Source organism: Mesorhizobium sp. BR115XR7A, from assembly GCF_020165315.1.
GTDB lineage: Bacteria > Pseudomonadota > Alphaproteobacteria > Rhizobiales > Rhizobiaceae > Mesorhizobium > Mesorhizobium australicum.
In genome coordinates this window covers 13,065-39,804 of record NZ_JAIUHW010000005.1, presented here as the reverse complement: position 1 = coordinate 39,804, position 26,740 = coordinate 13,065, and the positions used below count along the sequence as shown (strand labels likewise).

25 protein-coding genes are annotated in these 26,740 nt (G+C 64.4%); 14 read left to right on the top strand and 11 right to left on the bottom strand.

The genetic code is table 11. The features are described 5' to 3' along the window. Positions 1-2: 2 nt before the first annotated feature. From LB557_RS11910 to LB557_RS11890, 5 genes are all read right to left on the bottom strand, one after another. A complete protein-coding gene (locus LB557_RS11910) occupies positions 3-1,283 on the bottom strand; it encodes a GNAT family N-acetyltransferase (protein WP_224642082.1) in 1,281 nt (426 codons plus the stop codon). Next, positions 1,283-2,683 (bottom strand): oligosaccharide flippase family protein, encoded by a 1,401-nt coding sequence (locus tag LB557_RS11905; RefSeq protein WP_015315578.1) that lies wholly within the window; start codon positions 2,681-2,683, stop codon positions 1,283-1,285. The genes LB557_RS11910 and LB557_RS11905 overlap by 1 nt, the downstream gene beginning before the upstream one ends. A gap of 178 nt (positions 2,684-2,861) precedes the next feature. After that, entirely contained in the window at positions 2,862-3,059 is a 198-nt protein-coding gene (locus LB557_RS11900) for a DUF1127 domain-containing protein (RefSeq protein ID WP_140662794.1), read from the bottom strand. 58 nt (positions 3,060-3,117) lie between these two features. Then, entirely contained in the window at positions 3,118-3,615 is a 498-nt protein-coding gene (locus LB557_RS11895; RefSeq protein WP_140616855.1) for a hypothetical protein, read from the bottom strand. 426 nt (positions 3,616-4,041) lie between these two features. After that, positions 4,042-4,314: a DUF4242 domain-containing protein gene (locus tag LB557_RS11890; RefSeq protein ID WP_023770749.1), complete on the bottom strand. Its 273-nt coding sequence runs from the start codon at positions 4,312-4,314 to the stop codon at positions 4,042-4,044. A 213-nt stretch (positions 4,315-4,527) separates the two neighbouring features. On the opposite strand from LB557_RS11890, the gene LB557_RS11885 reads away from it, so the two are divergent. Further along, on the top strand, positions 4,528-7,113 hold the full coding sequence (locus tag LB557_RS11885) for a helix-turn-helix transcriptional regulator (protein WP_140713085.1): 2,586 nt from the start codon (positions 4,528-4,530) through the stop codon (positions 7,111-7,113). A 56-nt stretch (positions 7,114-7,169) separates the two neighbouring features. Here LB557_RS11885 and secA read toward each other — a convergent pair whose 3' ends face one another. Continuing rightward, positions 7,170-9,902, bottom strand: coding sequence for a preprotein translocase subunit SecA (secA, locus tag LB557_RS11880; protein ID WP_224642079.1), 2,733 nt, complete (start codon positions 9,900-9,902; stop codon positions 7,170-7,172). 261 nt (positions 9,903-10,163) lie between these two features. Between secA and LB557_RS11875 the strand changes: the two genes are divergently transcribed. Then, positions 10,164-11,099, top strand: a complete 936-nt coding sequence (locus LB557_RS11875; RefSeq protein WP_140787753.1) for a peptidylprolyl isomerase — start codon at positions 10,164-10,166, stop codon at positions 11,097-11,099. A 60-nt stretch (positions 11,100-11,159) separates the two neighbouring features. Here LB557_RS11875 and LB557_RS11870 read toward each other — a convergent pair whose 3' ends face one another. Continuing rightward, a complete protein-coding gene (locus tag LB557_RS11870) occupies positions 11,160-11,759 on the bottom strand; it encodes a TetR/AcrR family transcriptional regulator (RefSeq protein WP_140662787.1) in 600 nt (199 codons plus the stop codon). A 222-nt stretch (positions 11,760-11,981) separates the two neighbouring features. Between LB557_RS11870 and argJ the strand changes: the two genes are divergently transcribed. The 5 genes from argJ (at position 11,982) to LB557_RS11845 (ending at position 15,161) form a co-directional block, all read left to right on the top strand. Continuing rightward, complete coding sequence (argJ, locus tag LB557_RS11865) at positions 11,982-13,223, top strand: bifunctional glutamate N-acetyltransferase/amino-acid acetyltransferase ArgJ (RefSeq protein ID WP_140823952.1); 1,242 nt, start codon at positions 11,982-11,984, stop codon at positions 13,221-13,223. Positions 13,224-13,252: 29 nt separating this feature from the next. Then, complete coding sequence (locus LB557_RS11860; RefSeq protein WP_140824012.1) at positions 13,253-14,005, top strand: GNAT family N-acetyltransferase; 753 nt, start codon at positions 13,253-13,255, stop codon at positions 14,003-14,005. 8 nt (positions 14,006-14,013) lie between these two features. Continuing rightward, on the top strand, positions 14,014-14,436 hold the full coding sequence (locus LB557_RS11855; RefSeq protein WP_015315588.1) for a (deoxy)nucleoside triphosphate pyrophosphohydrolase: 423 nt from the start codon (positions 14,014-14,016) through the stop codon (positions 14,434-14,436). A gap of 120 nt (positions 14,437-14,556) precedes the next feature. Beyond that, entirely contained in the window at positions 14,557-14,871 is a 315-nt protein-coding gene (locus tag LB557_RS11850) for a hypothetical protein (protein ID WP_015315589.1), read from the top strand. Positions 14,872-14,981: 110 nt separating this feature from the next. Next, positions 14,982-15,161 carry a Flp family type IVb pilin gene (locus tag LB557_RS11845; RefSeq protein WP_015315590.1) on the top strand — a complete coding sequence of 60 codons (180 nt, stop codon included), beginning with the start codon at positions 14,982-14,984 and terminating at the stop codon, positions 15,159-15,161. A 20-nt stretch (positions 15,162-15,181) separates the two neighbouring features. Here the strand turns inward: LB557_RS11845 and LB557_RS11840 are convergent, their stop codons facing one another. After that, the gene (locus LB557_RS11840) at positions 15,182-16,054 is read right to left on the bottom strand and encodes a methyltransferase domain-containing protein (RefSeq protein ID WP_140713095.1); all 873 of its coding nucleotides are present in this window, start codon (positions 16,052-16,054) and stop codon (positions 15,182-15,184) included. Positions 16,055-16,119: 65 nt separating this feature from the next. Between LB557_RS11840 and LB557_RS11835 the strand changes: the two genes are divergently transcribed. The 4 genes from LB557_RS11835 to LB557_RS11820 are packed head-to-tail and all read left to right on the top strand — an operon-like array spanning position 16,120 to position 18,538. Beyond that, positions 16,120-16,932, top strand: coding sequence for a ComF family protein (locus LB557_RS11835; protein ID WP_140713097.1), 813 nt, complete (start codon positions 16,120-16,122; stop codon positions 16,930-16,932). 25 nt (positions 16,933-16,957) lie between these two features. Continuing rightward, on the top strand, positions 16,958-17,227 hold the full coding sequence (gene grxC, locus LB557_RS11830) for a glutaredoxin 3 (protein WP_127280365.1): 270 nt from the start codon (positions 16,958-16,960) through the stop codon (positions 17,225-17,227). A 10-nt stretch (positions 17,228-17,237) separates the two neighbouring features. Further along, positions 17,238-18,116, top strand: coding sequence for a carbon-nitrogen hydrolase family protein (locus LB557_RS11825; protein WP_015315594.1), 879 nt, complete (start codon positions 17,238-17,240; stop codon positions 18,114-18,116). Beyond that, positions 18,113-18,538, top strand: coding sequence for a DUF1178 family protein (locus tag LB557_RS11820; RefSeq protein WP_023770735.1), 426 nt, complete (start codon positions 18,113-18,115; stop codon positions 18,536-18,538). The genes LB557_RS11825 and LB557_RS11820 overlap by 4 nt, the downstream gene beginning before the upstream one ends. Positions 18,539-18,542: 4 nt before the next feature. Here the strand turns inward: LB557_RS11820 and LB557_RS11815 are convergent, their stop codons facing one another. Further along, positions 18,543-19,028 (bottom strand): MarR family winged helix-turn-helix transcriptional regulator, encoded by a 486-nt coding sequence (locus LB557_RS11815; RefSeq protein ID WP_140713101.1) that lies wholly within the window; start codon positions 19,026-19,028, stop codon positions 18,543-18,545. A 100-nt stretch (positions 19,029-19,128) separates the two neighbouring features. On the opposite strand from LB557_RS11815, the gene LB557_RS11810 reads away from it, so the two are divergent. Beyond that, positions 19,129-20,019 carry a DMT family transporter gene (locus tag LB557_RS11810; protein ID WP_140713103.1) on the top strand — a complete coding sequence of 297 codons (891 nt, stop codon included), beginning with the start codon at positions 19,129-19,131 and terminating at the stop codon, positions 20,017-20,019. Positions 20,020-20,095: 76 nt separating this feature from the next. Here LB557_RS11810 and ubiG read toward each other — a convergent pair whose 3' ends face one another. Then, positions 20,096-20,845, bottom strand: a complete 750-nt coding sequence (gene ubiG, locus LB557_RS11805; protein WP_140616869.1) for a bifunctional 2-polyprenyl-6-hydroxyphenol methylase/3-demethylubiquinol 3-O-methyltransferase UbiG — start codon at positions 20,843-20,845, stop codon at positions 20,096-20,098. A gap of 203 nt (positions 20,846-21,048) precedes the next feature. After that, positions 21,049-22,887 carry a CHASE3 domain-containing protein gene (locus LB557_RS11800; RefSeq protein ID WP_140875003.1) on the bottom strand — a complete coding sequence of 613 codons (1,839 nt, stop codon included), beginning with the start codon at positions 22,885-22,887 and terminating at the stop codon, positions 21,049-21,051. A 243-nt stretch (positions 22,888-23,130) separates the two neighbouring features. Between LB557_RS11800 and LB557_RS11795 the strand changes: the two genes are divergently transcribed. Next, a complete protein-coding gene (locus tag LB557_RS11795; RefSeq protein WP_015315600.1) occupies positions 23,131-24,384 on the top strand; it encodes an aspartate kinase in 1,254 nt (417 codons plus the stop codon). Between the two features lie 81 nt (positions 24,385-24,465). Then, the gene (gene ptsP, locus LB557_RS11790; protein ID WP_015315601.1) at positions 24,466-26,736 is read left to right on the top strand and encodes a phosphoenolpyruvate--protein phosphotransferase; all 2,271 of its coding nucleotides are present in this window, start codon (positions 24,466-24,468) and stop codon (positions 26,734-26,736) included. Positions 26,737-26,740: the final 4 nt, after the last annotated feature.

Below are 26,740 nucleotides of genomic sequence, written 5' to 3'. Positions count from 1 at the left end.
GTCTAGCGCCGTCTGAGCAAACTCTTCATCCGGTTGCGCAGCAGGCGCGCCATGTTGCGGGTTTCGCGGTAGAGATGCAGCTGCGAGGCGGCCTGGCGGGCGAGGCGGTCGGCGTCGCGAGTCAACCCGATCACCAGTGTGCCGACCGGCTTGCGCTCGCTCCACAGCCGGCTCATCACCGGGTGGTCGGGCACGGCGCAGGAATCGGTCATCATGATGTTGGGATCGTCGAGATGCTGCCTCGTGACCTCGATCATCAGCAGCGTGCCCGGCGAATAGGCGGCCAGCGTCTCGTCATAGGCCGTCTTCCAGGTGTAGGCGACGCCAGCCTCGACGAAGACGATCAGGCAAGCGACGGTGCGGCCGTCGAGCGTCAGCGAATGGATGCGGCACATGTCCTGTTCGGCGAGCCGGTGCACCGCCTCGCGGGCGAAGGCGGCGCGGAAGCGGTCGATCGCCATGGCGGTGCGCTCGCGGCCTTTCCAGCCGGACGCCTCCAGCGTCAGGAAGTGCTCGATGGCGTGGCGGATTTCCTCGGGGCCGCGTGCCACGACATGTTCGAGCTTGCCGAGATCGCCGAGGCGCCGCTTCAGGCGGCGGAATTCGCGATAGTGGTGCGCGCGCAGCGAAGCCTTGAGATAATCGTCGCCGTCGAGTTCGCTCTCCAGCACGGGGCGTGAAGTCTGGCCCGTGGTGACCAGCGCCAGGCCACGCGTCTCGGCCACGGTGGCGACCAGGCTCGACACCGGACCGTCGAGCCTGATGTCGGGCAGGACCAGGACTTTCGGCAGCTTGAGATGCGGGCGCGACAGCATCGAGAAGAAGTCCTCGACCACGCCGACCGGATCGTCGCGGTCGATCAGCGGCGTGCCGAGCGGGCCGAATGGGCTCGACCAGGTGCGCATGACCGGCACGCCGAGCGGCACCACCGGCCGTTCCACCGAGATCGGCACCAGCAGCCGCAGCCGGTTGCGGTACTCATCGCCGTCGCGGATCACGGCAAGGCGCACCTCGCGATCTTCCAGCCGGGGCATGGCCGGCGCCAGGAAACGCGGGTTGAAGAAGACGTTCGGCTCGATCGTGCGGGCGCAGAGATAGTCCAGTTCCTCGACCAGGTCGAAGCCGGCCGACGCCGGGTAGATGGCGAGCTTGCGCTCGGGCCGGTTGTTGGCGAGGATCTCGATATGGGCGGGATCGGCGTCGCGCGCCAGCCCGGCAAGGCCGGACACCATGGCGCCGGCGGGACCGCCGCTGGTTTCCTCGAGCAGAGGGATGGCGGCCATCAGGCGGCTCCTTTGGCTGGCACGAAGATCGCCATGACGATGCCGAGCTTGCGCCAGACCGTGAAGGACAGCGCGCCGGCCTCGAAGATCATGGCAAAGGCGGTGGCCATGGCCGCGCCCCAAAGGCCGAAAAGCGGGATCAGCACCACGTTGAGCCCGATGTTGAAGGCCAGTGTCATGGCATAGACGGCGGCGCAGACATTCTGGTTGCCGCTCATGGTGAGCAGGCTTTCGCAGGGGCCAACGGCGGCGCGCGCCACGACGCCGAAGACGAGCAGGAACAGAAGCGGATAGCCCGATGTGAATTCGGGGCCGAACAGCACCAGCATCGGTTCGCCCAGCGCCAGCACCAGGAAAGCCATCAGCAGCGAGGGCCAGAAGGTCCACGATACCGTCTCGCGGGCGAAGGCGGCAAGCTTTTGCGGCTCGCCATGGGTGAACTGCGCGTAGCGCTGGGCAACGCCGGCCTTGACCGCGAAATAGACGAAATGCACCAGCGCCAGCGTCTTGACCGTGGCGAAATAGACGGCGACGTCATTGGGATCCATATAGGCGCCGACCATCAGCACATCGGCGTTGGTGAGCAGGAAGAAGAAGCTCTCGACCAGGAAGATCGGCAGCGAGACGACGAACCATTGCGCGAAATGCACTTTCATCGGGCCGGCCGGAATTTGCCTTTCCATGCGCTGGGTGACCCCGATGAGCTGGGTCAGCGTGGTGGCGTAGGTAGCGGCGATCGAGGCGAAGATCGCCGTCCGCGCGTCGGCGGCGTAGCCCGCCCAAAGCATCAGCGCCATGAACAGCAGGATCAGCACCGGCCGGATCAGGTAGGTCGGCGACAGCGCGAACAATGCCCATGAATTGGCGCGCGCCAGCCCTTGCAGCAAATCCGACAGCGCGATCATCGGCAGGCAGATGACGCCGAGGATGAACGGTATCACGTAGTAGTTTTCGATCCAGGGCGCGGCCAGCCAGACGCCGAGGGCGCCGAGCCCGGCGATGACCGTCGAGGCGATCAGCACGAACAGGCGGCTCGCAACGACGATGCCGCGCAATTCATCCATCAGGCCGCGCTCGCGGTATTCGGGGATGAAGCGGATGACCGATGTGTGGAAGCCGAGGCAGGCGAGGTTGCCGACGATGACCATCGTCACCCAGACCAGCACGAAGATGCCGTATTCGAAGGAACCCATCCAACGCGCCATCAGCACCTGGCTGATGAAGGCGATGACGGCACTGACGATGCGGATGGAGAAGGCGATGACCGACATGCGGCCGGCCTCGCCGCGTTCGTCGGCGGTGAACAGCACGGCGTCCAGACGGCCAAGCAAAGGCTCCACGCGCAGCGCCAAACGCTGCGGCAAGAACCGCCCGGCAGTCGTGGCCGCGGAAAAGCGCACCCCGATTTCTCTCCGTTTTCCGCCTCTTTTCAGGCTTTGGTGTAGCGAAGACACCTTAAGAAAGCGTGGGGGGAGGGCGTGCGTAGTAGCCGAGGGTCGAGCGACGACGAACGGGTGAGGGTGCCGCAAAGGCGACACAGGCGCAGCGCCGTTTGTCAATCAGTCAGGTCTACCGGCGTCACGTCTCGCCGTGCCTTGCAACATGGTCGATCGCGCAACGGCTGATACCGATGTCCTTCAGCATGAAACCGGGCATGGCCTCCAAGCGACGCCGGCCATGCCGCAGGTGCCATCCGTATGCAAGCCAAGCGATAACGGCCATCAGGCGCGAAGGCCGGGTGCGCGGCCTCGCCAGGACGATGTCGATTTCGGGCATGATTTCTCCTCGCGATGCGCGCGAAAAGCCTGCCGGCACGGGCCGGCAGGCGGCGCCGTCAGTCGGCCTTTTTCATGGCGTCGCACGAGACGTTCGGGTTCATGTCGGCGAAGGCGCCGGTCGGGTTTTGCTTCCAGGCCCAGACATGAAGTTCGTAGAAAGGGCCGAGGCCATAGCGGTTGGGAGCGCTGTTGAAGTTGAACAACTGGCCTCCGAGCGAGGCCGGACCCTTCGCGGTGATGTATTCGACGGCCACCAGCTTCAGCGTGCCATCGGACATCGGCTCGTACATCACGGCCTCCGGCTTGGCGAGGTCGATCGCATCGTCCTTCAGATAGGCGCCATTGACGTAATGAATGCCCATGGCGCCGCCAGTGATGCCACTGGCGCAAGGAATCGGCGCATAGCCCTCGGCGGTGGCCGCCGCGACGTTCGCGAAGCGGCTGTTGGCCGCCCGCACCTCGTCGGCAAGCGGATTGCCCTTCCCCGCCGATGCGGCGGTGGAAGCGATCGACGTGATGAACAGCGCGGCAAGGCGCCAGAAATTGACGTTCATTTTGTTCTCCATTGATTGTTGATGATCCGCAGGCGCCCAGGCCGGCCAGCAAGGCCAGGCCTGGCTGCAGACGCCCGCGGCATGGGATTGGCAGTACGGGACGGGTTCGATCCTCGTCCATCCCGTCTAACCGGACCGCGGTCTCATTGGTGCCACCACCAGTATTCCCAGTAGTCCCGCCGCATCTCGTGCTCCGGCAGACCGACGTCCCGTCTCAAATAATCGTCTTGCGGAGGCAGGCGCCCGCGCCGGCCTCGCAATGGCGATAGCAGCGCGGAGACAATCCGCGATGCGAGACCGCGCCGGTGGGGTGCAGGGTCGAACGCCATGCCGGCGGCCGTTTCGGGAGGGAACAACAGGGAAAACCGCCCACTATCATTGCCCAGGACAATTTCACGCTCATGGCTCCATCCTTGCTCCATTGGATCAGCGATAAAAGTAGGGGTCCAGGACCCTCACCTCCGTGATCTTGTCCACCGGCAGGGAATTCTTCTGCGCCGTGCTGCGGATGGCCTCCGGCGAGGGGGCGTCGTAGATGCAGAAACTCTTGCTCTTGTCGGGCGAGACGAAGGACTGCACCCAGGTGACCCCCTTCTCGGCATTGCGCATGATGATGCCGCCAAGCGCCGTTGCGCCGATGTCGTTCATCGGCAGGTTGAGTCCGTCGGGGAATGTCCGTTCGATCAGATAGCGAGGCATGGAATGGCTTCCTTTTACGATTGATTCACGCTCGAAATGAGCGCGGTCGGAGAAAAACCATGGCCTTCGAAAGCGCGCATCGGAGCCTTTCCCCATATTTCGCGGGACGATTCCCTATGTTTTCGACGTTCGATCTTGGAGCCACACTGCGGATACCGAAGCGTGGGTATCCTGGGGGATGGGGCAGACGACGATACTCATGGGCCAGTAACGATGCTTCTGGAGCGGCAGGCGCAACTTGATCAGTTGGAGGAACTGCTCGCGGCGGCGGCGCGCGGTCGCGGCCGCGTGGCGGCATTGCTGGGTGAGGCCGGCGCCGGCAAGACGGCACTCGTCGAGGCGTTCGTAAGCGGTGTTGGGCAGCACGTTTCCATATTCCGCAGCGCCTGCGAGGATCTGTCGATCCCCGATCCGCTGGGACCGCTCTACGATCTGGCCCGGGATGCGCAGTGGGCACTGCCCCGGGCGATCGATGACCGGCAAGGCCAGCGGCTGCCCCTGTTTTCAGACGCTCTCGAGGTTTTCGAGGCGAGGTCTCGGCCGGGCCTGCTGGTCATCGAGGATATGCACTGGGCCGACGACGCGACCCTGGATTTCGTCCGTTTCCTGGGCCGACGCATCGCCAACACGCATATGCTGGTGCTGTTCACGGCACGCACCGACCGCAGCGAAGGGCAGATGCGCGCGCGTCGGGTGCTCGGTGAAATTCCGGCCGCCAACGTCCAGCGTATCGAAGTGCCGCTGCTTAGCGAAGCGGCGGTGTTGTCGCTTGCCGAAGCCGCCAACCGCGACGGCAGCGCAATCTATCGCGCCACCGCGGGCAACGCCTTCTTCGTCACCGAGTTGCTGGCTGCCGAAAGCGAGATGATCCCGCCGGCCAGCGTCCGCGACGCTGTGCTGGCGCGTGCCGAGCGCCTGTCGCCGGGCGGGCGCTCGATGCTCGACGCGGTGTCGGTGTTTCCACGCCGCGCCGATGTCTGGGCGCTGCGCGGCCTCTGTGGTGTCGCCAGCGCGGGCCAACTGGCGGAATGTGTCTCGAATGGCCTGCTCGACGATCTCGGCGATGGCTATGCCTTCCGCCACGAGATCGCCCGTCGCGCCGTCGAGATGGCGCTGACCCCAAGCCATCGGCGCGAATTCAACCAGCGCGCGCTTTCCGCACTGCAGGAAAACGCCGAGGTGGCTACGGCAAGACTTGTCCACCATGCGGTGGAGGCCCAGAATTTGGAAGCGGTGCGCGAGCTTGCCCCGCTTGCGGCGCGCGAGGCTTCCCGCGTCGGCGCGCATCGCGATGCGGCCGGCTATTACGAGGTCGCCCTGCGGCACGCCGACGGCCTGCCCATGGGCGACCGGGCGAGGCTTTACGAAGGCTATGCCTTTGAATGCCATCTGATCGGCCGCATCGATATGGCCATCGAGGCGCAGGGCCAGGCGCGGCGGTTGCAGCAGGCGTTGGGCGACACGCTCAGGGAGGGCGACAGCCTCAGATGCCTGTCGCGCTTCGCCTATCTGGTGGGTGACCGAGAACAGGCGGACCTGTTCGGGGCACAGGCGGTGGAATTGCTGGAACAGGCGCCGGCCAGTCCGGAGCTTGCCATGGCCTATTCCAATCTCTCGCAGCTGGCGATGCTGGCCGAGAAGCTCGACGAGACGCTGCTGCTCGGCTGCAAGGCAGTCGGTTTGGCCGAACGGTTGAACAAGCCGGAGATAGTCTGTCATGCGCTCAACAATCTTGGCTCCGCCGAGCAGTGGCTTGACCTGGCCAAGGGCCGTCTGCACCTCGCCCGCAGCCTTGACATCGCGCTCGGGCAGAATTTCCAGGAGCACGCCGCACGCGGCTTCACCAATTGCGCCTGCGCCGAAATGAACCAGCTCGACCTTGTCCGGGCGCAATCCTTTCTCGACCGGGGCATTGCCTATTGCGTCGAGAATGATCTCGCGACCTGGCGCGACTATATGCGGGGCGTGCAGGCGCAATTGCTTTTGCGACGCGGCCTTTGGGACGATGCGGCCGCGATGGCTCACGACGTCATCGACGATAGTGCGACCACGGCCCTGGTGCGCTACCCATCCTTGGTCGCGCTGGCGAAATTGCGCATAAGACGAGGCGATCCGGCCGCGCCCTTGCTGGACGAAATGAAGCGGTTCCTAGACAAGGGAATGGAGCTGCAGCGGCTGGTCCCCTACACGGCGTCGATGGCCGAACTGGCATGGCTCGGGCAAGGCGACACCGAAGAGGCACTTCGCCTGATCGATCTGGCCGAAAGCCTGTCGCCGACGAGGGCAATGTTCGCCGAGTTGGCCGTCTGGCGGCTGCTCTTGTCACCTGAAAGCGATCCTGGCGACACGACCGGCATGGCGGAGCCCTATCGCCTGCTGCTCACCGGCGACTGGCGTGGTGCCGCGATGCTGTGGGCCCGGCTGGGCGCTCCGTTCGAACGGGCGCTCGCCCTGTTGTACGGCGACGAGCCGGCGCTGCGCCTGGCCCTGGACATATTCGAAGGGCTCGGTGCCCGGCCGGTGGCCCAGCACGTCCGCGCCGTCATGCGGCAGAATGGCGTCCATAACATCGCCAGGGGACCGCGGCAGAGCACACGCGCCAATCACGCTGGCCTGACGCTTCGCCAAATGGAGGTTCTGCACCTGATCGAGCGCGGTTTCTCCAACAAGAGAATCGCCGAGCACCTAACCATCTCACCGAAGACCGTCGATCATCATGTCTCAGCGGTGCTGGGCAAGCTGGACGCCGTTTCGCGCGGCGAGGCAACCGCCGCGGCGCGCGATTCCGGGCTGATCTGACACCATGGGAGCCGCCCCCGGATCAGAAGTCCGGGGAACACCGATCCTGCAGGTCTTTACGCGAAAGTCCCGTGGCAGTGCTTGTATTTCTTGCCGGAGCCGCAGGGGCAGGCTTCGTTGCGGCCGACCTTGCCCCAGGTTGCGGGGTTGTTAGGGTCGCGGTCCTCGGGAGCGACGATGGCGGTGCTTTCCTGGCGTACCAGAAGGGCCGTTCCGCCGCCTTCGAAATCATTCTCGCCGGTGGTGCCGTCAATATGCGTGCCGAACATGTCGGGCGCTTCAGGCGGCGGCGCTTCGGCGGCCTGGCGGACCAGTTCGACGCGCATCAGCTGCGCGGTGACGGCCTGGCGCAGATTGCCGAGCATCGCCTGGAACAGCTCGAACGCCTCGCTCTTGTATTCCTGCAGCGGATCGCGCTGGGCGTAGCCGCGGAAGCCGACGACCGAACGCAGATGGTCGAGATTGACGATGTGCTCGCGCCACAGATGGTCGAGCGTCTGCAGCACCACGGAGCGCTCGACATAGTTCATCACCTCGGGACCGAAACGGTCGGCGCGTTCTTTTGCCGCGGCGTCGGCGGCTTGAGAGATGCGCTCGCGAATGTCGTCCTCGGCGATGCCTTCTTCCTTCACCCAATCCTCGATCGGCAGGTCGAGATTGAGGAATTCGGCGACCTCGGCCTTCAGGCCGGCGACGTCCCACTGTTCGGCATAGGCGTTTTCGGGAATGGCCTTGGCGACGATCTCGTCGATGACGCCCGCGCGCATCTCGCCGATGGTCTCCGAAAGGCCCTCGCCGTCCATCAGCTCGATGCGCTGCTCGAACACCACCTTGCGCTGGTCGTTGGAGACGTCGTCATATTTCAACAGGTTCTTGCGGATGTCGAAGTTGCGCGCCTCGACCTTCTTCTGCGCCTTTTCCAGCGCCTTGTTGATCCAGGGATGGATGATGGCCTCGTCTTCCTTGAGACCGAGCTTCTGCAGCATGCCGTCCATGCGCTCGGAGCCGAAGATGCGCATCAGATCGTCCTGCAGCGACAGGAAGAATTTCGATCGGCCGGGGTCGCCCTGGCGGCCAGAGCGGCCTCTGAGCTGATTGTCGATACGGCGTGACTCGTGGCGCTCGGTGGCGAGCACGTAGAGGCCGCCGGCGGCCAGCGCCTTTTCCTTCAGGCGCTCGACGTCGGCATTGATTTCCTTTTCGCGCGCTTCGCGTTCGGGGCCTTCCGGCATGTCGCCCAGCTCCTCGGCAATGCGCATCTCGGCATTGCCGCCGAGCTTGATGTCGGTGCCGCGGCCGGCCATGTTGGTGGCTATGGTGATGGCGCCGGGCTTGCCCGCCTGGGCGACAATTGCCGCTTCCCGCTCGTGATGGCGGGCGTTCAGAACCTCGAAATCCGTGAAGCCTTCCTTGCGCAGGCGCTCGGCCAACTGCTCGGACTTTTCGATCGAGGTCGTGCCGACCAGTGTCGGCTGGCCCTTGGCGCTAGCTTCGCGGATCTCCCTGACGATCGCCTTGTACTTCTCCTCGACCGTCCGGTAGACCTCGTCGTCCTCGTCCTTGCGGATGACCGGCAGGTTGGTCGGAATCTCGGTGACTTCGAGACCGTAGATGTTGCCGAATTCCTCGGCTTCGGTCAGCGCCGTGCCGGTCATGCCGGAAAGCTTCTTGTAGAGGCGGAAGTAGTTCTGGAAGGTGACGGAAGCAAGCGTCTGGTTCTCCGGCTGGATCGCCACGTGTTCCTTGGCTTCAAGCGCCTGGTGCAGGCCTTCCGAATAGCGGCGGCCGGGCATCATGCGGCCGGTGAACTCGTCGATGATGACGATCTCGCCGTTGCGCACGATGTAGTCCTTGTCGCGCTGGAACAGCCGGTGCGCCTTCAGCGCGTTGTTGACGTGGTGGACGATGGCGACGTTCTCGACGTCGTAGAGCGACTCGCCCTTGAGCAGGTCGGCATCGCGCAGCATGTTCTCCAGCTTCTCGGTGCCTTCCTCGGTGAAGATCGAGGTCTTCTGCTTCTCGTCGATCTCATAATCCTGCGGCTGCAGCTGGATGATGAAGGTGTCGATGGTGTTGTACATTTCCGAACGGTCCTCGAGCGGACCGGAAATGATCAGCGGCGTGCGCGCTTCGTCGACCAGAATGGAATCGACCTCGTCGACGATCGCGTAATTGTGACCGCGCTGCACCATCTGGGCGCGCTCGTACTTCATGTTGTCGCGCAGATAGTCGAAGCCGAGCTCGTTGTTGGTGGCGTAGGTGACATCGGAGGCGTAGGCGACGCGGCGCTCCTCGTCCGACAGGCCATGGACGATGACGCCGACCGAGAGGCCGAGGAATTTGTAGACGCGGCCCATCCATTCGGAGTCGCGGGTGGCGAGGTAGTCGTTGACGGTAACGACATGGACGCCGTTGCCGGCGAGCGCGTTGAGATAGACCGGCAGCGTCGCGACCAGGGTCTTGCCCTCGCCGGTGCGCATCTCGGCGATGCCGCCATTGTGCAGCACCATGCCGCCGATCAGCTGGACGTCGAAGGGGCGCATGCCAAGCACGCGGCGCGCGGCCTCGCGGGCGGTTGCGAAGGCTGGGATCAGCAGATCGTCGAGGCTGGCGCCGTTGGCGATATCCTGGCGAAATTTTTCCGTGCGGCCGGCAAGCTCGGCGTCGGAGAGCGCCCGCATCTCGTTTTCCATGGCGTTGATCGCCTCGACACGGGGGCGGGTCGATTTGACCCGACGGTCGTTGGAGGAACCGAAAACCTTACGGGCGAGACCGCCGAGACTGACCATCCAATGGTCCTTTCGATAGAATTCTCAATCTTGAGACAGGCGCCGGCCGGCCCCATCACATCCACGTGAACGCACCGCCTGAATACGGGCAAACACAAAAAGCGCCCGGAAAACGGTTCTGGACGCCAAGTCGATGGACAGATAAGAGGGGGCTCAACTGATGTCAACGCCGCGCTGGCCCTGCCGGTCGCGCCAAATTCCGCCACAATCTGGCTGATCTGGAAGCCACCCTCCCTACAATCCCTGACCGGAGTCATCCTTATGTCCTTGTTGTTCAGCCGTGCGTCGCTTGCCAGCCTTGGCCTGGCCCTCGGCCTGTCGGCTCTTTGCTTGTCGCCTGTCACGGCGCAGGAGACCGCTCCCGCTCCGGCCGCCCCCGCCGCCCCGGCGGATGCGGCTGCCCCGGCCGCGGCGCCGGTCGACCCGAATACGGTGATCGCCACCGTCAACGGCCAGCCCTTGACCGAAGCCGATCTGGTGCTTGCCGAAGGCGAGCTGTCGCAGCAGTTCGCGCAGTTGCCGCCCGAGCAGCGCCGCGCCGCGGCACTTTCGGCGGCCATCGAAATCCGCGTCATGGCAGCCAAGGCGGTCACCGACGGTCTCGACAAGGATCCTGACTTCCAGCGCCGCATGGCTTTCCTGCAGCAGCGCGCCCTGCATGGCGAGATGGTCGAGAAGGGTGTGGTCGACAAGGTCACCGACGCCGAGGTTCGCGCCCGCTACGACCAGGAAATCGCCAACACGCCGCCGGTCAACGAGGTGCATGCCCGTCACATCCTCGTGAAGACGAAGGAAGAGGCCGAGGCGATCATCAAGCAGCTCGACGGCGGCGGTGATTTCCAGAAGCTCGCCAACGAGCACACCAGCGATCCCTCGGGCAAGTCCAATGGCGGCGATCTTGGCTGGTTCGGACCTGGCCAGATGGTGCCGGAGTTCGACAAGGCGGCCTTCGCGCTCGAGGTCGGCAAATACACCAAGGAGCCGGTGCAGACGCAGTTCGGCTGGCATGTCATCAAGCTCGAGGACAAGCGCGCCAAGCAGCCGCCGGCCTTCGACGACGTCAAGGACCAGGCCAAGCAGGCGGTCATCCGCGACAAGTATTTCGCGCTGGTCAAGTCGCTGCGCGGCGGCGCCAAGGTCGAGATCCCCGACGCCAATCTGAAGAAGGCCGTCGACACGCTGGAAAGCGCCAAGTAGGACGCAATCGCGAAGGCGCGGCGAGTGATTGCTCGCCGCGCCTATTTTTTTGCCGTTTTTTTAGCGCCTGGGCGTGACGATGCCTCGCGTGACATAGCCAACAGCGGTTCGTATCGTGGCCTCATCCACGTCGAGGCGGTTGGTCAAAAGATGCTTCCAGGCGAAGGACCCGATCAGATCGGCGACCACCTCTGAATCGATATCGTCGGCAATCTCACCCCTTGCCTTGGCGCGGTCCACGATCTGGCTGTTGTGAGTCCGGCGCCCGGTGGCATAGCCGGCGAGCGCCGCGCCGGCGGTCTCATCCGATTGCGCCTCGGCAATCAGCGACCTGTACACGCTGCCCGAAGGCGTGTCGCGCCAATGCGCGAACAGGTTTTTCAGGAAGCCGACGAGGTCTTCTTCCAAGCTTCCGCTGTCTGGGATATCGACGCGTTTCTGGCGCTGATAGACTTCGAGCAGCAATGCCGCCTTGCTTGGCCACCAGCGATAGATGGTCGGCTTGCCGGCGCGCGCGCGGCGCGCCACGGCCTCGATCGAGAAGCCGGCATAGCCGCCTTCGACCAGCACTGCCTCGGCCGCCTCCAGGATGGCGTCCGCGCTGTCGGGATTGCGCCGCGCACCGATCGATCTGCGCGCCGTATCCGCCTCCTCGGCCATGCCTTTCGTCCTCGTTTCAATTCGCTGGCAATGATAAGTGATCCCGCCTGCCCAATGTGGAAGATCATAGCGCCACGGACCCCGGCGACGCCAACAGATTTGAAATGCAAGCTTGATCCTGAACGGGTTTGCCCTCCGCGGGAGCGACGAAAACGCGCTTGCACCGGCTCGCCGTATCGGGCAAACCGGCCTTCCCTTGCGATTTTCCCGCCCGAGGTCTGAATGTCCACGACGATTTCCCCGCTTGCGCCGAAGAAATACCCCAAAATGCCAGAAATCGAAGGGGTGCGCATCGCCACCGCCGAAGCAGGGATAAAGTACAAGGGCCGCACCGACCTGCTGGCCATGGTGTTCGATGCAGGCACCGCGGTCGCCGGCGTGTTCACCAGGTCGAAATGTCCCTCGGCGCCGGTTGATTTCTGCCGCCAGAACCTTGGCTCGGGCAAGGCGCGGGTGCTGGTCGTCAATTCCGGCAACGCCAACGCCTTCACCGGGCAGAAGGGCCGCGAATCCACCGCTCTGACGGGCGAAGCGGCGGCGAAGGCCGCGGGCTGCACGGCAGGCGAGGTTTTCCTGGCCTCGACCGGCGTCATTGGCGAACCGCTCGACACGGCCAAGTTCAGCCATCTGCTCGCCGGGCTGGTCAGCGACGGCAAGCCGGACCTGTGGACAGAGGCGGCAAAGGCCATCATGACCACGGATACGTATCCGAAAGTGGCGACGGCGACGGTCAAGCTCGGCGACGCCGATGTGACCATCAATGGCATTTCCAAAGGCGCCGGCATGATCGCGCCCGACATGGCGACGATGCTGTCCTTCATTGCCACCGACGCGCCGATCGCGGCTCCTGCCCTGCAGGACCTATTGTCGCGCGGCACGGCCAAGACGTTCAATGCTGTCACCGTGGACAGCGATACCTCGACCAGCGACACGCTGCTGTTGTTTGCCACCGGCAAGGCGGCAAAGCGCGGCGCGCCCGAGATCACCGATCCCAGGGACGCCCGCCTTGGCCAGTTCCGCCGGGCGCTCGGCAAGGTGCTGAAGTCGCTGGCGTTGCAGGTGGTGCGCGACGGCGAGGGCGCCCGCAAGCAGGTCGAGGTCACCGTCACCGGGGCCAAGTCGGCCCGCTCGGCCAAACGCATCGCGCTGTCGATCGCCAATTCGCCGCTGGTCAAGACGGCGGTCGCCGGCGAGGACGCCAATTGGGGCCGCGTCGTCATGGCCGTCGGCAAGGCCGGCGAGCCCGCGGATCGCGACCGGCTGTCGATCTGGTTCGGCGACAACAGGCTGGCGCATGAGGGTGAGCGCGACCCCAGCTATTCGGAAGAAAAGACCTCGGCCTATATGAAGCGCGACGACATCCGCATCCGCGCCGATATCGGCATCGGCCGCGGCAAGGCGACGGTGTGGACCTGCGATCTCACCAAGGAATATGTCGCCATCAATGGCGACTACCGGAGCTGATCGCCTTGGTTTCGCGTCATCCCGCAAGCATGCTCGCGACCGTGCGCCGCTATGAGGCGGCCGGCTTTCGCGCCTGGCCCGCGGCCGCCATCCACTATGACGGCACCTGGGTGGTGCGCCTGACCGCCGGTCATCCGGCCAAGCGGCTGAACTCGGTCAATCCGCTCGATCCCGGCGACATCCAGCACATCGCCGACCGCATCGGCCGCGCGAGCCGCCGTTTCGACGCGTACGGCCGGCCGCTGACGTTCCGCATGTCGCCATTGTCGGGTCCCGATCTTGCCAGTCATCTCGACAAGGAGGGCTGGAGTCGGTTCGACGAATCGCTGGTCATGCGGCTGCCGCTGGCCGACGCGCAGCTCGACGCCGCCATGGACCAGATCCCGCTCAAGGACATCAGCCGCTTCATCGGCGCATTGCTCAAGGTCAGCGGATCGGACGTGTCGCTGCGGCCGGGCCTGTCGGAGATCATCGGCGCTATCCAGCCTGAAGCCGGGCTGTTCGCACTCGAGGATGGGACGGAGCCGCTGGCGACGCTGATCTGCGTGCATGACGGCGATCTCGCCGGCCTGTTCGAGGTCGCTACCGACAAGGCGGCGCGCAACAAGGGCCACGGCCGCAACCTGATCCTGTCGGCGCTGAAATGGGCGAGGCTGCGCGGCGCACGGGAAGCCTGGCTGCAGGTCGAGGCCGGCAACGCGCCGGCGCTGGCGCTCTACCGCGCGCTCGGCTTCGAGGAAGTCTATCGCTACCACTACCGCCGGCCGCCTGTTCATGGGTGAAATCGGACATGAATGATGTGCAATCCAGCGGCAAGCGCCTGCTTCTGGTCGCCGCTTGCGCGCTGGTCGATGCCGATGGTCGGGTGCTGCTGGCGCAGCGGCCGCAAGGCAAGCAACTCGCCGGCCTGTGGGAGTTTCCCGGCGGCAAGGTCGAGCCGGGCGAGACGCCGGAACAATGCCTTATCCGTGAACTGCAGGAGGAGATCGGTATCGAGACCGAGATCCCATGCCTGGCGCCGCTGACCTTCGCCAGCCATTCCTATGACGACTTCCACTTGCTGATGCCGCTTTTTGTCTGCCGCCGCTTCCGCGGCATCGCCCAGCCGAGGGAAGGGCAGGCGCTGAAATGGGTGCGGCCCAAACAGATGCGCGACTATCCGATGCCGCCGGCCGATGCGCCACTGATCCCCTTCCTGATCGATCTCCTTTGAGGATTTGATTGGACCACCGTCCATATCAGCCAGCGTTAATGGAAGATTTATCTCATCATGAAAAATTGATGCATGGCCGTTTTTCGTGCGGCCGCCGCCATTTCGCTGGGGAGCGATAGAATGAGCCTGGACAGGGATTGGGATTCGATCCGGCCCGAGCGCGGCTTTCGTGTCGCTGATGCGGGCATGGGCGTCCTGCGCCTCACGCTGCTGTTCGGATCGGCCGCCGTGGCGCTGGCGTTGATCGCGACCCCTTTCCTCGACAGCCAGGCGCGTTCGCAAACGGCCCGCGACGGTTTCCCCGGCCTGGACATGACGGCTACCGGTTCGATCAGCCATCGCAGCACCTATACGGTACGCCGCAGCGTGCTGCAGGCCGATCCGGGAGGCGTCTGCATTATCCGTTCCGATGGCAAAAGCAGTGGCGACTGCTGACAAGGCCAGGACATTTCCGACGGTCGGCGACTTCACCGCCTGTTAAGCCTTTGCCGTTAACCTTTCTTAACAGATCCGCGGTAAAAGTTTCGGCAACGGGGATCGAGGTCATGAAAACAGTGCTGGTGCGTTTTCTGGAGGACGAAAACGGCGCCACGGTCGTCGAATACGGTCTGATCATTGCCGTGCTATCGTTGACGATCATCGGCGGTATCGGCCAGGTCTTCAACTCGCTGACCTGGCTGTTCAGCGACAACTCCAGCAGGCTTGCCAACGCCTTTGCGCAATGAGGCTGGTGCCTGCGAATAGGTCAATGCCCATCAGGTCCCTCCAGTATAGTCTTCAGCGAAACCTTGGCTGAACCGGGTTTCAGCGGCTTTTGCTGCGATGCATCGGGCGCCCAGCCGGACATCCAGACCGTCGAGAAGCTTGCCCTGATACGACCGTCGGGGTCGGAAAAGCGTTCGGCGTAGATTTCCGCGGCGCGGGCAAACAGCTGGCGCGTGCCCGGCCGCCGGCTGCGATCGGCCAGCGCGTTGGTTTCGCCCATGGCACGCAGATCCGCCATCAGGGCAAACGGGTTGGCATAGCGCACCGTCACCGTCTCGACGTCGGCGACCGGCAGCGCGAAACCGGCGCGCTGCAGCAACGCACCGGCATCGCGTACGTCGGTGAAGGGGATGACGCGAGGGCTGACGCCGCCGTAGAGCTCTGTCTCGGCGGCAAGCAGGCTTTCGCGCAGTTCCGCAAGCGTGCCGGCGCCTGCGAAAGCGCCGAGAAAAAGTCCGTCCGGCCGCAGCGCGCGACGGATCTGGATCAACATGCCCGGGATGTCGTTCATCGCCTGCAGCGACAAAAGCGATACCACCAGATCAAGACTTTGCGGCTCGAACGGGACGGTCTCCGGCGGCGCAATCAGGCCGGCGGCACCGTTCAGGAAAGCCGCGGCCGTCTCGACACGGGCGAGATCCGCCACCTTGCCGCTCCGCGCAAGGACATCGGCCGCGGCCGATGTCTGGCAAAACAGCACCGCCGCCTTGGCGAACTTTCGCTCGACGGCGCCCAGCCGGTCGGCGAGATCCTCGGCGGCACGGCGCATGAGGAAGTCGGCGCCGTCAACCGGATGGATGAGCGCGCGCCGCTTGTGCGCCAGCCACAGAGAGGTGTCCATTATAGGCTGCAAGGGATTGATCCTTGTATGTCGGCGCCCTGATATGGTTGGTATGGTGGTGCCGAGCAACCAATCACGTGGCCGATCCGATGCCCAAGATCAAGTCCGTCGAGATCGGTAAGCTAGCCGGGTCTGCTGCCCGGTCGGCTCTGGGCTGGCCGGCGCGCATCCTGTTTCCGCCGGTCTGCGCCGGCTGCCGCCGGCAGGTCTCGCAGCCCGGTGTGTTGTGCGGCGACTGCTGGCCGAAGCTGCGGCTGCTGGAGCGGCCCTGGTGTCCGGTGATGGGCACGCCGTTCACCCATCACATGGGCGATGGTTTTCTGTCGGCGGAGGCTATCGCGGATCCGCCTCCCTTCGAACGGGCACGGGCCGCGGTCGTCTACTCCGGCGTTGCCCGCCAGATGGTGCAAGGGCTGAAATACCAGGACCGCACGGATCTCGCACCCTGGATGGCGCGCTGGATGGTCCGTGTGGGCGCCGAGCTCATCGCCGACGCGGATGTGGTGGTGCCGGTGCCGCTGCATTGGCGCCGTTTCTTCAGGCGGCGGTTCAACCAGTCGGCGGAACTGGCGCGCGCGGTTTGCGAGCTCAGCGGGCTGTCTTTCGCGCCCTCCGCCATGCGGCGCGTGAAACTCACCCGCCAGCAGGTCGGACTGGAGCGGCAGGAGCGCGAGGAAAACGTACGCGCCGCCTTTCGCGTGCCGGCAGAGGCCGAGATCGAGATTGCCGGCCGCAGGGTGCTTCTGATCGACGATGTCTACACCACCGGCGCCACCGTGCGTGCCGCCACCAAGGCGCTGAAAAGGGGAGGTGCGGCCGCCGTCGACGTGCTGACCTTTGCCCGCGTGTTGCCGGGGGACTTCCGGGCGGACGAGTCCGTGACTATATAAGTCGGCAACGGAAGCGGAACTCGTCATGGTCGATGTCACGATCTATACGCGCATGATGTGCGGCTACTGCACGGCGGCCAAGCGGTTGCTGGAGCGCAAAGGCGTCGCCTATACCGAGCACGACGCTTCCTTCTCCCCGGAACTGCGCCAGGAGATGATGTCGCGAGCGCACGGGCGCACGACCTTTCCGCAGATTTTCATAGGTGACACACATGTCGGTGGCTGCGACGACCTCCATGATCTGGAGGCAGAAGGCCGACTGGACAAACTGCTCGCCAACGGCTCGTCGATTTGAGGGTATGACAATGGGTGTTTTCAAGACGGCGGGTGTTTTCAAGGCGGCGGCAGTGCAGATGCGTTCAGGCGAGAGCCCCGAGCGCAATGCGGCCGATATGGAGCGGCTGGTGCGCGAGGCCGCGGGCCAGGGCGCGATCTATATCCAGACGCCGGAGATGACCGGCGCGCTGATCCGCGACAAGGAAGCGCGTGCCGCCTCCTTCACCTCGCAGGACAAGGACATCGTTGTCGCAACCGCGCGGAAGCTCGCCAGTGAGCTTGGCATCTTCCTGCACGTTGGCTCGACCGCCATACTGCGCGCCGACGGCAAGCTCGCCAACCGCGCGCTCCTGTTCGGACCCGATGGCGCGACGCTCGCCACCTACGACAAGATCCACATGTTCGACGTCGACCTCGATAACGGCGAAAGCTGGCGCGAATCCGCCGCCTATGAGCCGGGGACCGAAGCCGTCGTTATCCCGATCAACGATGCGAAACTAGGCTTTGCCGTCTGTTACGACCTGCGTTTTCCGCAATTGTTCCGTGCCGAAGCGATGGCCGGCGCCGAGGTGCTGACCGTGCCCGCGGCCTTCACCCGCCAGACCGGCGAAGCGCATTGGCATGTGCTGCTCAGGGCACGCGCCATTGAGAACGGCGCCTATGTCGTCGCCGCCGCGCAAGGCGGCCTGCACGAGGACGGCCGCGAGACCTATGGGCATTCGCTGATCGTCGATCCGTGGGGCCGCATCATCGCCGAAGCCGCGCATGACGAGCCAGCGGTGATTGTCGCGGAGATCGACCCGGCGCAGTCGCTTGCCGCGCGCAAGAAGATCCCCAATCTCAGGAATGCGCGGGATTTCACCATCAATACCGGCGAGGGGCCGCGTCTCAGGGGCGCCGCATCTTGATCCGCTTTTCCCTGATCTGCGAAAACGAGCATGAGTTCGAGGGTTGGTTTCGCAGCAATGACGATTTCGACACGCAGAAGAAGCGCGGTTTTGTCGATTGCCCCAGCTGCGGCTCGCACAAGGTCGAGAAGGCGCTGATGGCCCCGGCCGTTTCCACGGCCCGCAAGCAGGAAACCATAGCGCTTGCCATGGGCGAGGCGCAGAAGCAGGCGCTGGCGCAGCTGAAGGCGATGGCCGAGAAGGTGCGCGAAAACGCCGACTATGTCGGCGACAAGTTCGCCGAGGAAGCGCGCAAGATCCATTTCGGCGAAACCGATGCGCGCGGCATCTATGGCGAGGCGACGCTGGAGGAGGCCAAGGGCCTGGCCGAGGATGGCGTCGAGTTCATGCCGATCCCGGTGTTTCCGGACGACCGGAACTGAGCGATCAGCTCACGCTGCCGATCAACTTTTCCAGCAGGTGCGAAAGCGTTTCCCGTTCGGTCTGTGTCAGGCCGGACAGGATCTCATGCTCGTTCGCCACATGGGCCGCAACGGCCTCGTCGATCAAGGCGAGCCCCTTTTCGGTCAGCCGCACGACGATGCCGCGCCGATCGTTGGGGTGCGGTGCACGCAGGATCAATCCGGCCTTTTCCAACCGGTCGAGCCGGTTGGTCATGGCGCCTGATGTCACCATCGTCGCTTCATAGAGAGCGGTCGGCGTCAGCGCGTAAGGCGAGCCGGAGCGGCGCAGCGTCGCCAATACATCGAACTCTCCCGCCTGCAGTCCGAAACGGGCGAACAGCGGGGCGAGACGATCGCGTGCTATCAGCGAGGAGACCTCATTCAGACGCCCGATCACGGCCATCGGCGATACATCCAGGTCCGGCCGTTCCCGCTGCCATTGCTCGATGGCTTTCCCAGCGCGGTCCATCTATCTCACCATAATGTATCTTGACGTTAAGAATCTTTCCATTATCTTATCTCAGTATTCAACGCCGGCCAAGAGGCTGTGCCACCCATAGGATTCCATCATGAAATATCTCTGGGATTCGGCGCTAGGCCTGCTGGTTGTCACCGGCGGCCTGTTGGGCCTGACGCTGCCCTTCGGCAAGCTCGCCACGGCGGCCGGCGTGCCAGCCATGGTCTGGGCCTTTGTCATCTCGCTCGGCGCTGGCGGCGTGCTTTTGGGCGTGCTCCTGGCGCGTGGTCAGCGCATCCGGCTCACCCCGCACAAACTGCGCTATTTCTTCGTCACCGCGGCAGTGTCCTATGCCGTCCCCAATCTCCTGATGTTTTCGGCCATTCCGCATCTGGGCGCCGGCTACACCGGCATCATGTTCACGCTGTCGCCGGTGATCACATTGGTGTTTTCGATCCTGCTCGGCGTCCGGCGCCCCAACCTGCTGGGCGTATCAGGCATCGCCGTCGGCTTCGTCGGCGCCGTCATGGTGGCGGTGACGCGCGGCGAGGCCGGCCAGCCGGCCGATCTGTTCTGGGTGATGATGGGACTGCTGATCCCGGTCAGCCTTGCCGCCGGCAACATCTACCGCACCATCGACTGGCCGGAAGGAACCGGTCCGATCGAACTCGCGGTCGGCAGCCATCTGGCGTCCGCGGCGATGCTGCTCGTCGGCATCCTGACCTTGCTCGGAGGCAAGGCCTTCGTCCAGCTTGGCGCCGTGCCGCTCATCGTCGTGGCGCAGATGGCCTCGGCATCGGCGATGTTTGCTTTCTTCTTCCGGCTGCAGGCGGTTGGCGGTCCGGTCTATCTCAGCCAGATCGGCTATGTCGCGGCAGCGGTCGGACTGTTTGCCGGCACGATCTTCCTTGGTGAACACTATCAACTGCTGACCTGGGTCGGCGCCGTCATCATCACCGTGGGCGTGTTCATCACCACCAAGGCGCAGAGCCAGAAAGCCTGAAGGCTTCGAGGCTCACGTCGCACTGCCGTCAGCATCAACGCCGGGCTCCGGCCCCGGCTGGCTGAGGATTGGCTGTTCAGACCGATCCCTTTTCCGCCAGCACCATGTAGTTGACGTCCATGTCCTTCGACCGCGCCCAGCGATCGGCAAGCGGATTGTAGGAGACGCCGGTGCGGTCGATGATGGTCAGGCCGGCGCCGCGCAGCGCCTTTTCCAGCTCTTCCGGGCGCACCAGCTTGCCGAATTGGTGGGTGCCGCGCGGCAGCCAGCGCAACACATATTCGGCGCCGATGATGGCGAGGCCGAGCGCCTTGAGCGTGCGGTTGATAGTGGCCACGAACATGATGCCGCCGGGTTTGACCATCTCGCCGCATTTGGCGACGAACAGGTCGATATCGGCGACATGTTCGACCACTTCCATGTTGAGGATGACATCGAATTTTTCACCGGCCTCGGCGAGATCTTCCGCCGTCGTGGCACGATAGTCGACGCTGACATTGCCCTCGGCGGCATGCAGTTTCGCCACTTCGATGTTTGTTTCGGACGCGTCCGCTCCGACCACCTCGGCACCGAGCCGCGCCATCGGCTCGCACAAAAGGCCACCGCCGCAGCCGATGTCGAGGATGCGCAGGCCCTCGAACGGCCGCGCCGCCCGTGGGTCGCGGCCGAAGCGCGCCGCGATCTGGTCGCGGATATAGGAAAGCCGGACCGGATTGAATTTGTGCAGCGGACGAAACTTGCCGTTCGGGTTCCACCATTCGGCGGCAAGGGCGGAAAAGCGTTCCACCTCTCCGGCATCGATCGTCGATCGTCGGGGCTCAGGCATCGGTTGGTCTCCTCGGACGCTACAGCGCCGCGCGTCCTTCGGACGCGCAAAGGACGCTGTAGCACTTTGATTCTGCGCATGATCCCTTTCCGAAATCGAAGTCGATTTCGGGGTCATGCGCTAGGAAGTCGGGCGTGAGGCATCGAATGTCAAGGCAACATTTTCCTCTGCTGACAAAGTGGCTGGGCGATCAAAGGCCCGGTTTATTTCGTGTCCAGAACATCACGCAGCTTGGCCGCCAACTGCTCGATGGTGAACGGCTTGGCCAGGAAGTGCACGTCATGATCGAGCATGCCGTTGTGGACCACGGCATTCCTGGTGAAGCCGGTGGTGAAGACCACTTTCAGCTCGGGCTGGCGCGCGAGCGCTTCCTCGGCGAGCTTGCGGCCGTTCATCACCGGCATGACGATGTCGGTGAAAAGCAGGGCGATGCCTGGTGTCGCGGCGAGCTTCTGAAGGGCCTCCGGTCCGCTTCCCGCATGGATGACGATGTAGCCGAGTTCGCGCATGACACCCGTCGTGGAGGCCCGCACGCGGGGGTCATCCTCGACGACGAGGATCGTCTCAGTGACCTCGGCGGCGCTCTTGTCGCGCCCGACGGGCGCTGCCGGCTCCTCGGCTCCGAAAAACCGGGGCAGGTAGATCTTGATCGTCGTGCCTTCGCCGGGCTCGGAGTAGATCTTGACGTGGCCGCCCGATTGTTTGACGAAGCCGAACACTTGGCTCAGCCCAAGTCCCGTGCCCTTGTTGACCGGCTTGGTCGTGAAGAAGGGTTCGAAGGCCCTGGCGATGGTCTCGGGCGACATGCCCGCGCCGGTGTCGGTTACCGCGATCATCACATATTGGCCAGGCGTGACTTCGGCGTGCGTCGATGCATAGCCGTCGTCGAGGTGGCTGTTGACAGTCTCAATGGTCAGCTTGCCCTCATTGTCCATGGCGTCGCGGGAATTGACGGCCAGATTGAGGATCGCGTTCTCGATCTGGCTGGGATCGGCGTGGGTTTTCCACAGGCCGCCCGCTAATACTGTCTCGATGCGGATGCCTTCACCCAAGGTGCGGCGCAGAAGATCGGACATGCCGGTCAACAGCCCGTTGATGTCGACAACCTGCGGCGCCAGAGGCTGCAGGCGGGAGAAGGCAAGCAGGCGGGAGGTCAGGTTGGCGGCACGGCTGGCCGCGTCGGTCGCGGCCTCGACGAGTTTTTCGATGTCATGCTCGCCCCGCTTCAGCTTGCGCTGGGCAAGGTTCATGGCGCTGAGGATCACCGCCAGCATGTTGTTGAAGTCGTGGGCGATGCCGCCTGTCAGCTGTCCGACAGCCTCCATCTTCTGCATCTGGCGTATCTGGGATTCGGCCTTTTCACGCGTCTGGATCTCGTTGCCGAGTTCGATGTTCTTGCGCATCAGCTCTTGCTGGGCGACGACCACCTCGTGGAAGCGGCGACGGGATTGACGTATGGTGTAGGCGGCAAGCAGGAAAGTCGCCAGCAACGCGGCCAGTGAGCCGATCCGCAACCAGGCCTCGACCCGGTCGGTACGCTCGTCGCGCGCGGCCACCGCGGCGGCGCCGATACGCCGGATTGTGTCCATGCTGGCCCGCATCTCGTCCATGGCGGCCTTGCCCTGGCCACTGCGGACCAGTTGCAGGGCCTTTGCCGCATCCCCTCGCTCGTAAAGAGCTATGGTTTCGGCCAGGTCGGCCTGCTGTTGCGAAAGCGCGTCCTTGATGTGGCCGATCTGCTGGGCGATCTGATCGTCGGGAGCGGTCGCGCTGTCGACCCGCGCCAATTGTCCCGGAATTGCCTCGACGGCCTTCCGGTAAGGCTCCAGATAGGATTTTTCACCGGTCAGCAGGTAGCCGCGCTGACCACTCTGGGCCTCCTGCGCCAATGAAAGCAGCCCGGAAAGCTGCTCCTGGTACTCGATTGTCTCACGTGCGGCGGCACGATTGGCCCTTTGGCTCTCGACGAGCACCGCACGGGTGCCGACGATCAGTGCCAGCACCGCAAAGCCCGCGACAAGCGGGAGCGATTGCAATCGCATGGCGCGCCGAAGCCGAGCAATCATCTGTTATGCCGAACCGAAAGCAATTTCCTGCGGGCAGCATTTGGTAAGCGGCGCCGGGCCGGAAGGCAATATGCCGTGCTGTTGTGCAATCCGCCGTCAGCCTTGCGAAACCTTCCTCATTTGGCTATGGAGGCCGCGCATTCAGTGGCCGGCGGCAGCCGGGCGCTTTTCTTCCATTTTCGGCCGCGGGCCGGCTCCAGTCAAAGGCATTTCGCTTCCATGGCGCGTATCGTGATGAAATTCGGCGGGACCTCCGTCGCCGACATCGCTCGCATCCGCAACGTGGCACGTCACGTCAAACGCGAGGTCGACGCCGGTCACGAGGTGGCTGTGGTGGTTTCGGCGATGGCCGGCAAGACCAACGAGCTGGTCGGCTGGACCCGCGAGGCCTCACCGATGCACGATGCCCGCGAATATGACGCGGTCGTCGCTTCCGGCGAACAGGTCACGGCTGGCCTTCTCGCCATCACCTTGCAGAACATGGGCGTGCATGCGCGCTCCTGGCAGGGCTGGCAGATTCCGATCAAGACCGACAACGCGCATGGCGCGGCGCGCATCCTCGACATCGACGGCGCCTTCCTGGTCAAGCGCTTCGGCGAAGGCCAGGTGGCTGTCATCGCCGGTTTCCAGGGCATCGGGCCGGACAACCGCATCGCGACACTCGGACGTGGCGGCTCCGATACCAGCGCCGTGGCGATCGCCGCCGCGGTCAAGGCCGACCGCTGCGACATCTACACCGACGTCGATGGGGTCTACACCACCGACCCGCGCATCGAGCCCAAAGCGCGGCGGCTGGCCAAGATATCGTTCGAGGAAATGCTTGAAATGGCCTCGCTCGGCGCCAAGGTTCTGCAGGTGCGTTCGGTCGAGCTTGCCATGGTGCACAGGGTGCGTACCTTCGTGCGGTCGTCCTTCGACGATCCCGATGCGCCCGGAATGGGGGATTTGCTCAATCCTCCGGGAACGCTTATTTGCGACGAGGAAGAGATCGTGGAACAGCAGGTCGTCACCGGAATTGCCTATGCCAAGGACGAGGCCCAGATTTCGCTGCGCCGCGTCGGCGACCGGCCGGGCGTTGCCGCCGGCATTTTCGGACCGCTGGCCGAGGCCAACATCAATGTCGACATGATCGTCCAGAACATTTCCGAGGACGGCAAGCTGACCGACATGACCTTCACCGTGCCGTCGGGCGATGTCGACAAGGCGCTGGCCGTGCTCGACCGGCTGAAAGCCGAGATCGGCTACGATGTCGTGCAGTCGGAAGCCGGCATGTCGAAGGTCTCGGTCATCGGCATCGGCATGCGGAGCCATGCCGGCGTCGCCGCCACCGCCTTCAAGGCGCTGGCCGACAAGGCGATCAACATCCGCGCCATCACCACCTCCGAGATCAAGATTTCGATACTGATCGACGGTCCCTATACGGAACTTGCGGTTCGCACTTTGCATTCCGTCTACGGTCTGGATAAGCAGTAGCAGGACTGAATCAGCTGTTGCGCACTTGCCGGGCGCGGCGGAAACTGCCCCGGCAAGAAGTCTATTGGAGAAGAAGCCGCGATGCGTGACACGGCCGTTGGCCCGCGCGTTTTGCTGAAACGGCTCCGCGAGCTCATGCAGGAGCCGCTGGAGCCGCAGGAGCGGCTCGACCGGATTGTGCGCGACATCGCCTCCAACATGGTCGCGGAAGTCTGCTCGCTCTACGTGCTGCGCGCCGATTCGGTGCTGGAGCTCTACGCCACCGAAGGTCTGAACCCGAACGCCGTCCATCTGGCGCAGCTGCGGCTAGGGCAAGGCCTGGTCGGCACCATTGCCGCGAGTGCCAGGCCGCTCAACCTGTCCAACGCGCAAGAACACCCGGCCTTCGCCTACCTGCCGGAGACCGGGGAGGAGATCTACAATTCCTTCCTCGGCGTGCCGGTGCTCAGGGCAGGGCGCACGCTGGGCGTCCTGGTCGTCCAGAACAAGACCATGCGCCACTACCGCGACGACGAGGTCGAGGCGCTGGAAACCACGGCCATGGTCATCGCCGAGATGATCGCCACCGGCGATCTGGCGCGGCTGACCCGGCCTGGCCTCGAACTCGACCTGCGCCGGCCTGTCAGCTTCACCGGCCTGTCCTTCAACGATGGCGTCGGGCTCGGTCATGTCGTGCTGCACGAGCCGCGTATCGTCGTCACCAATTTGTTCAACGAGGACAGCGAGGAGGAGGTCCGGCGGCTCGAAGCCTCGCTTGGTTCTCTGCGGCTTTCCATCGACGACATGCTGGAGCGCCGCGATGTCGCCTTCGAGGGCGAGCACCGCCAGGTGCTGGAAGCCTACCGCATGTTCGCCAACGACCGGGGCTGGGTACGGCGCCTGGAAGAGGCGATCCGTAACGGCCTGACTGCCGAGGCGGCGGTCGAAAAAGTTCAGAGCGACATGCGCGCCCGCATGCTGCACATGACCGATCCCTATCTGCGCGAGCGGATGAGCGATTTCGACGATCTCGCCAACCGGCTGTTGCGCCAGCTGATGGGACGTGGGCCCGAGGATGTCGCGGCCTCGCTGCCCAAGGACGCCATCATCGTCGCCCGCTCGATGGGCGCTGCCGAACTGCTCGACTATCCTCGCGACAAGCTGCGCGGGCTGGTGCTGGAGGATGGCGCGGCGACCAGCCATGTCGTCATCGTCGCGCGCGCCATGGGCATTCCCGTCGCCGGACAGATGAAGGGCGCCGTTTCCATGGCGGAAAACGGCGATGCCATCATCGTCGACGGCGAGGAAGGCGCGATCCATCTGCGGCCGCAATCCGATCTCGAAGCCGCCTATGCCGAGAAGGTGCGGTTCCGGGCGCGCCGGCAGGAGGTCTACCGCGAACTGCGCAAGAAGCCGTCGACGACCCGGGACGGGGTCCAGGTCGACCTGCTGATGAATGCCGGGCTTGCCGTCGACCTGCCGCAGTTGGCGGAGGCGGGCGCCGCCGGCATCGGCCTGTTCCGCACGGAACTGCAATTCATGGTCGCGTCGACCTTTCCGCGCGCCGAAGCCCAGGAAAAACTCTACCGCGACGTGCTCGAGGCAGCGCGCGGCAAGCCGGTCACCTTCCGCACCATCGACATTGGTGGCGACAAGGTGCTGCCCTATTTCAAGGGCGCGATCCAGGAAGAGAATCCGGCGCTCGGCTGGCGGGCGATCCGCCTGACGCTAGATCGGCCGGGCTTGCTGCGCACCCAGATCCGCGCCTTGCTCAAGGCCAGCGGCGGGCGCGAGCTCAAGCTGATGCTGCCGATGGTGACCGAGCTCGGCGAAATCGCCCAGGCGCGCGAAATCATCGACCGCGAGGTGCGGCATCTCTCACGCTTCGCCCATCACCTGCCGACCAGTCTCAAGCTGGGCGCCATGCTGGAAGTGCCGTCGCTGCTGTTCCAGCTGGACGAACTGATGAAGGCGGTCGACTTCGTCTCGGTCGGATCGAACGACCTGTTCCAGTTCGTCATGGCGGTCGACCGCGGCAACACGCAACTGGCCAACCGCTTCGATACGTTGTCGGCGCCGTTCCTGCGCGTGCTCAAGCAGATCGCCGACGCCGGCGCCCGCAATCATACGCCCGTCACCCTGTGCGGTGAACTCGCCGGCAAGCCGATCTCGGCGATGGCGCTGATCGGCCTCGGTTTTCGCTCGATCTCGATGTCGCCGGCCTCGATCGGTCCGGTCAAGGCCATGCTGACGGAGCTGCCGCTGGAGGAGCTGAAGGCTTTCTTCGACGACAATCTGATGGCGCCGGCGCAAGGGCTGCCGATGCGGGCATTGCTGCAGGCCTTCGCCGACGACCGCTCGATCCCGTTGTAGCACC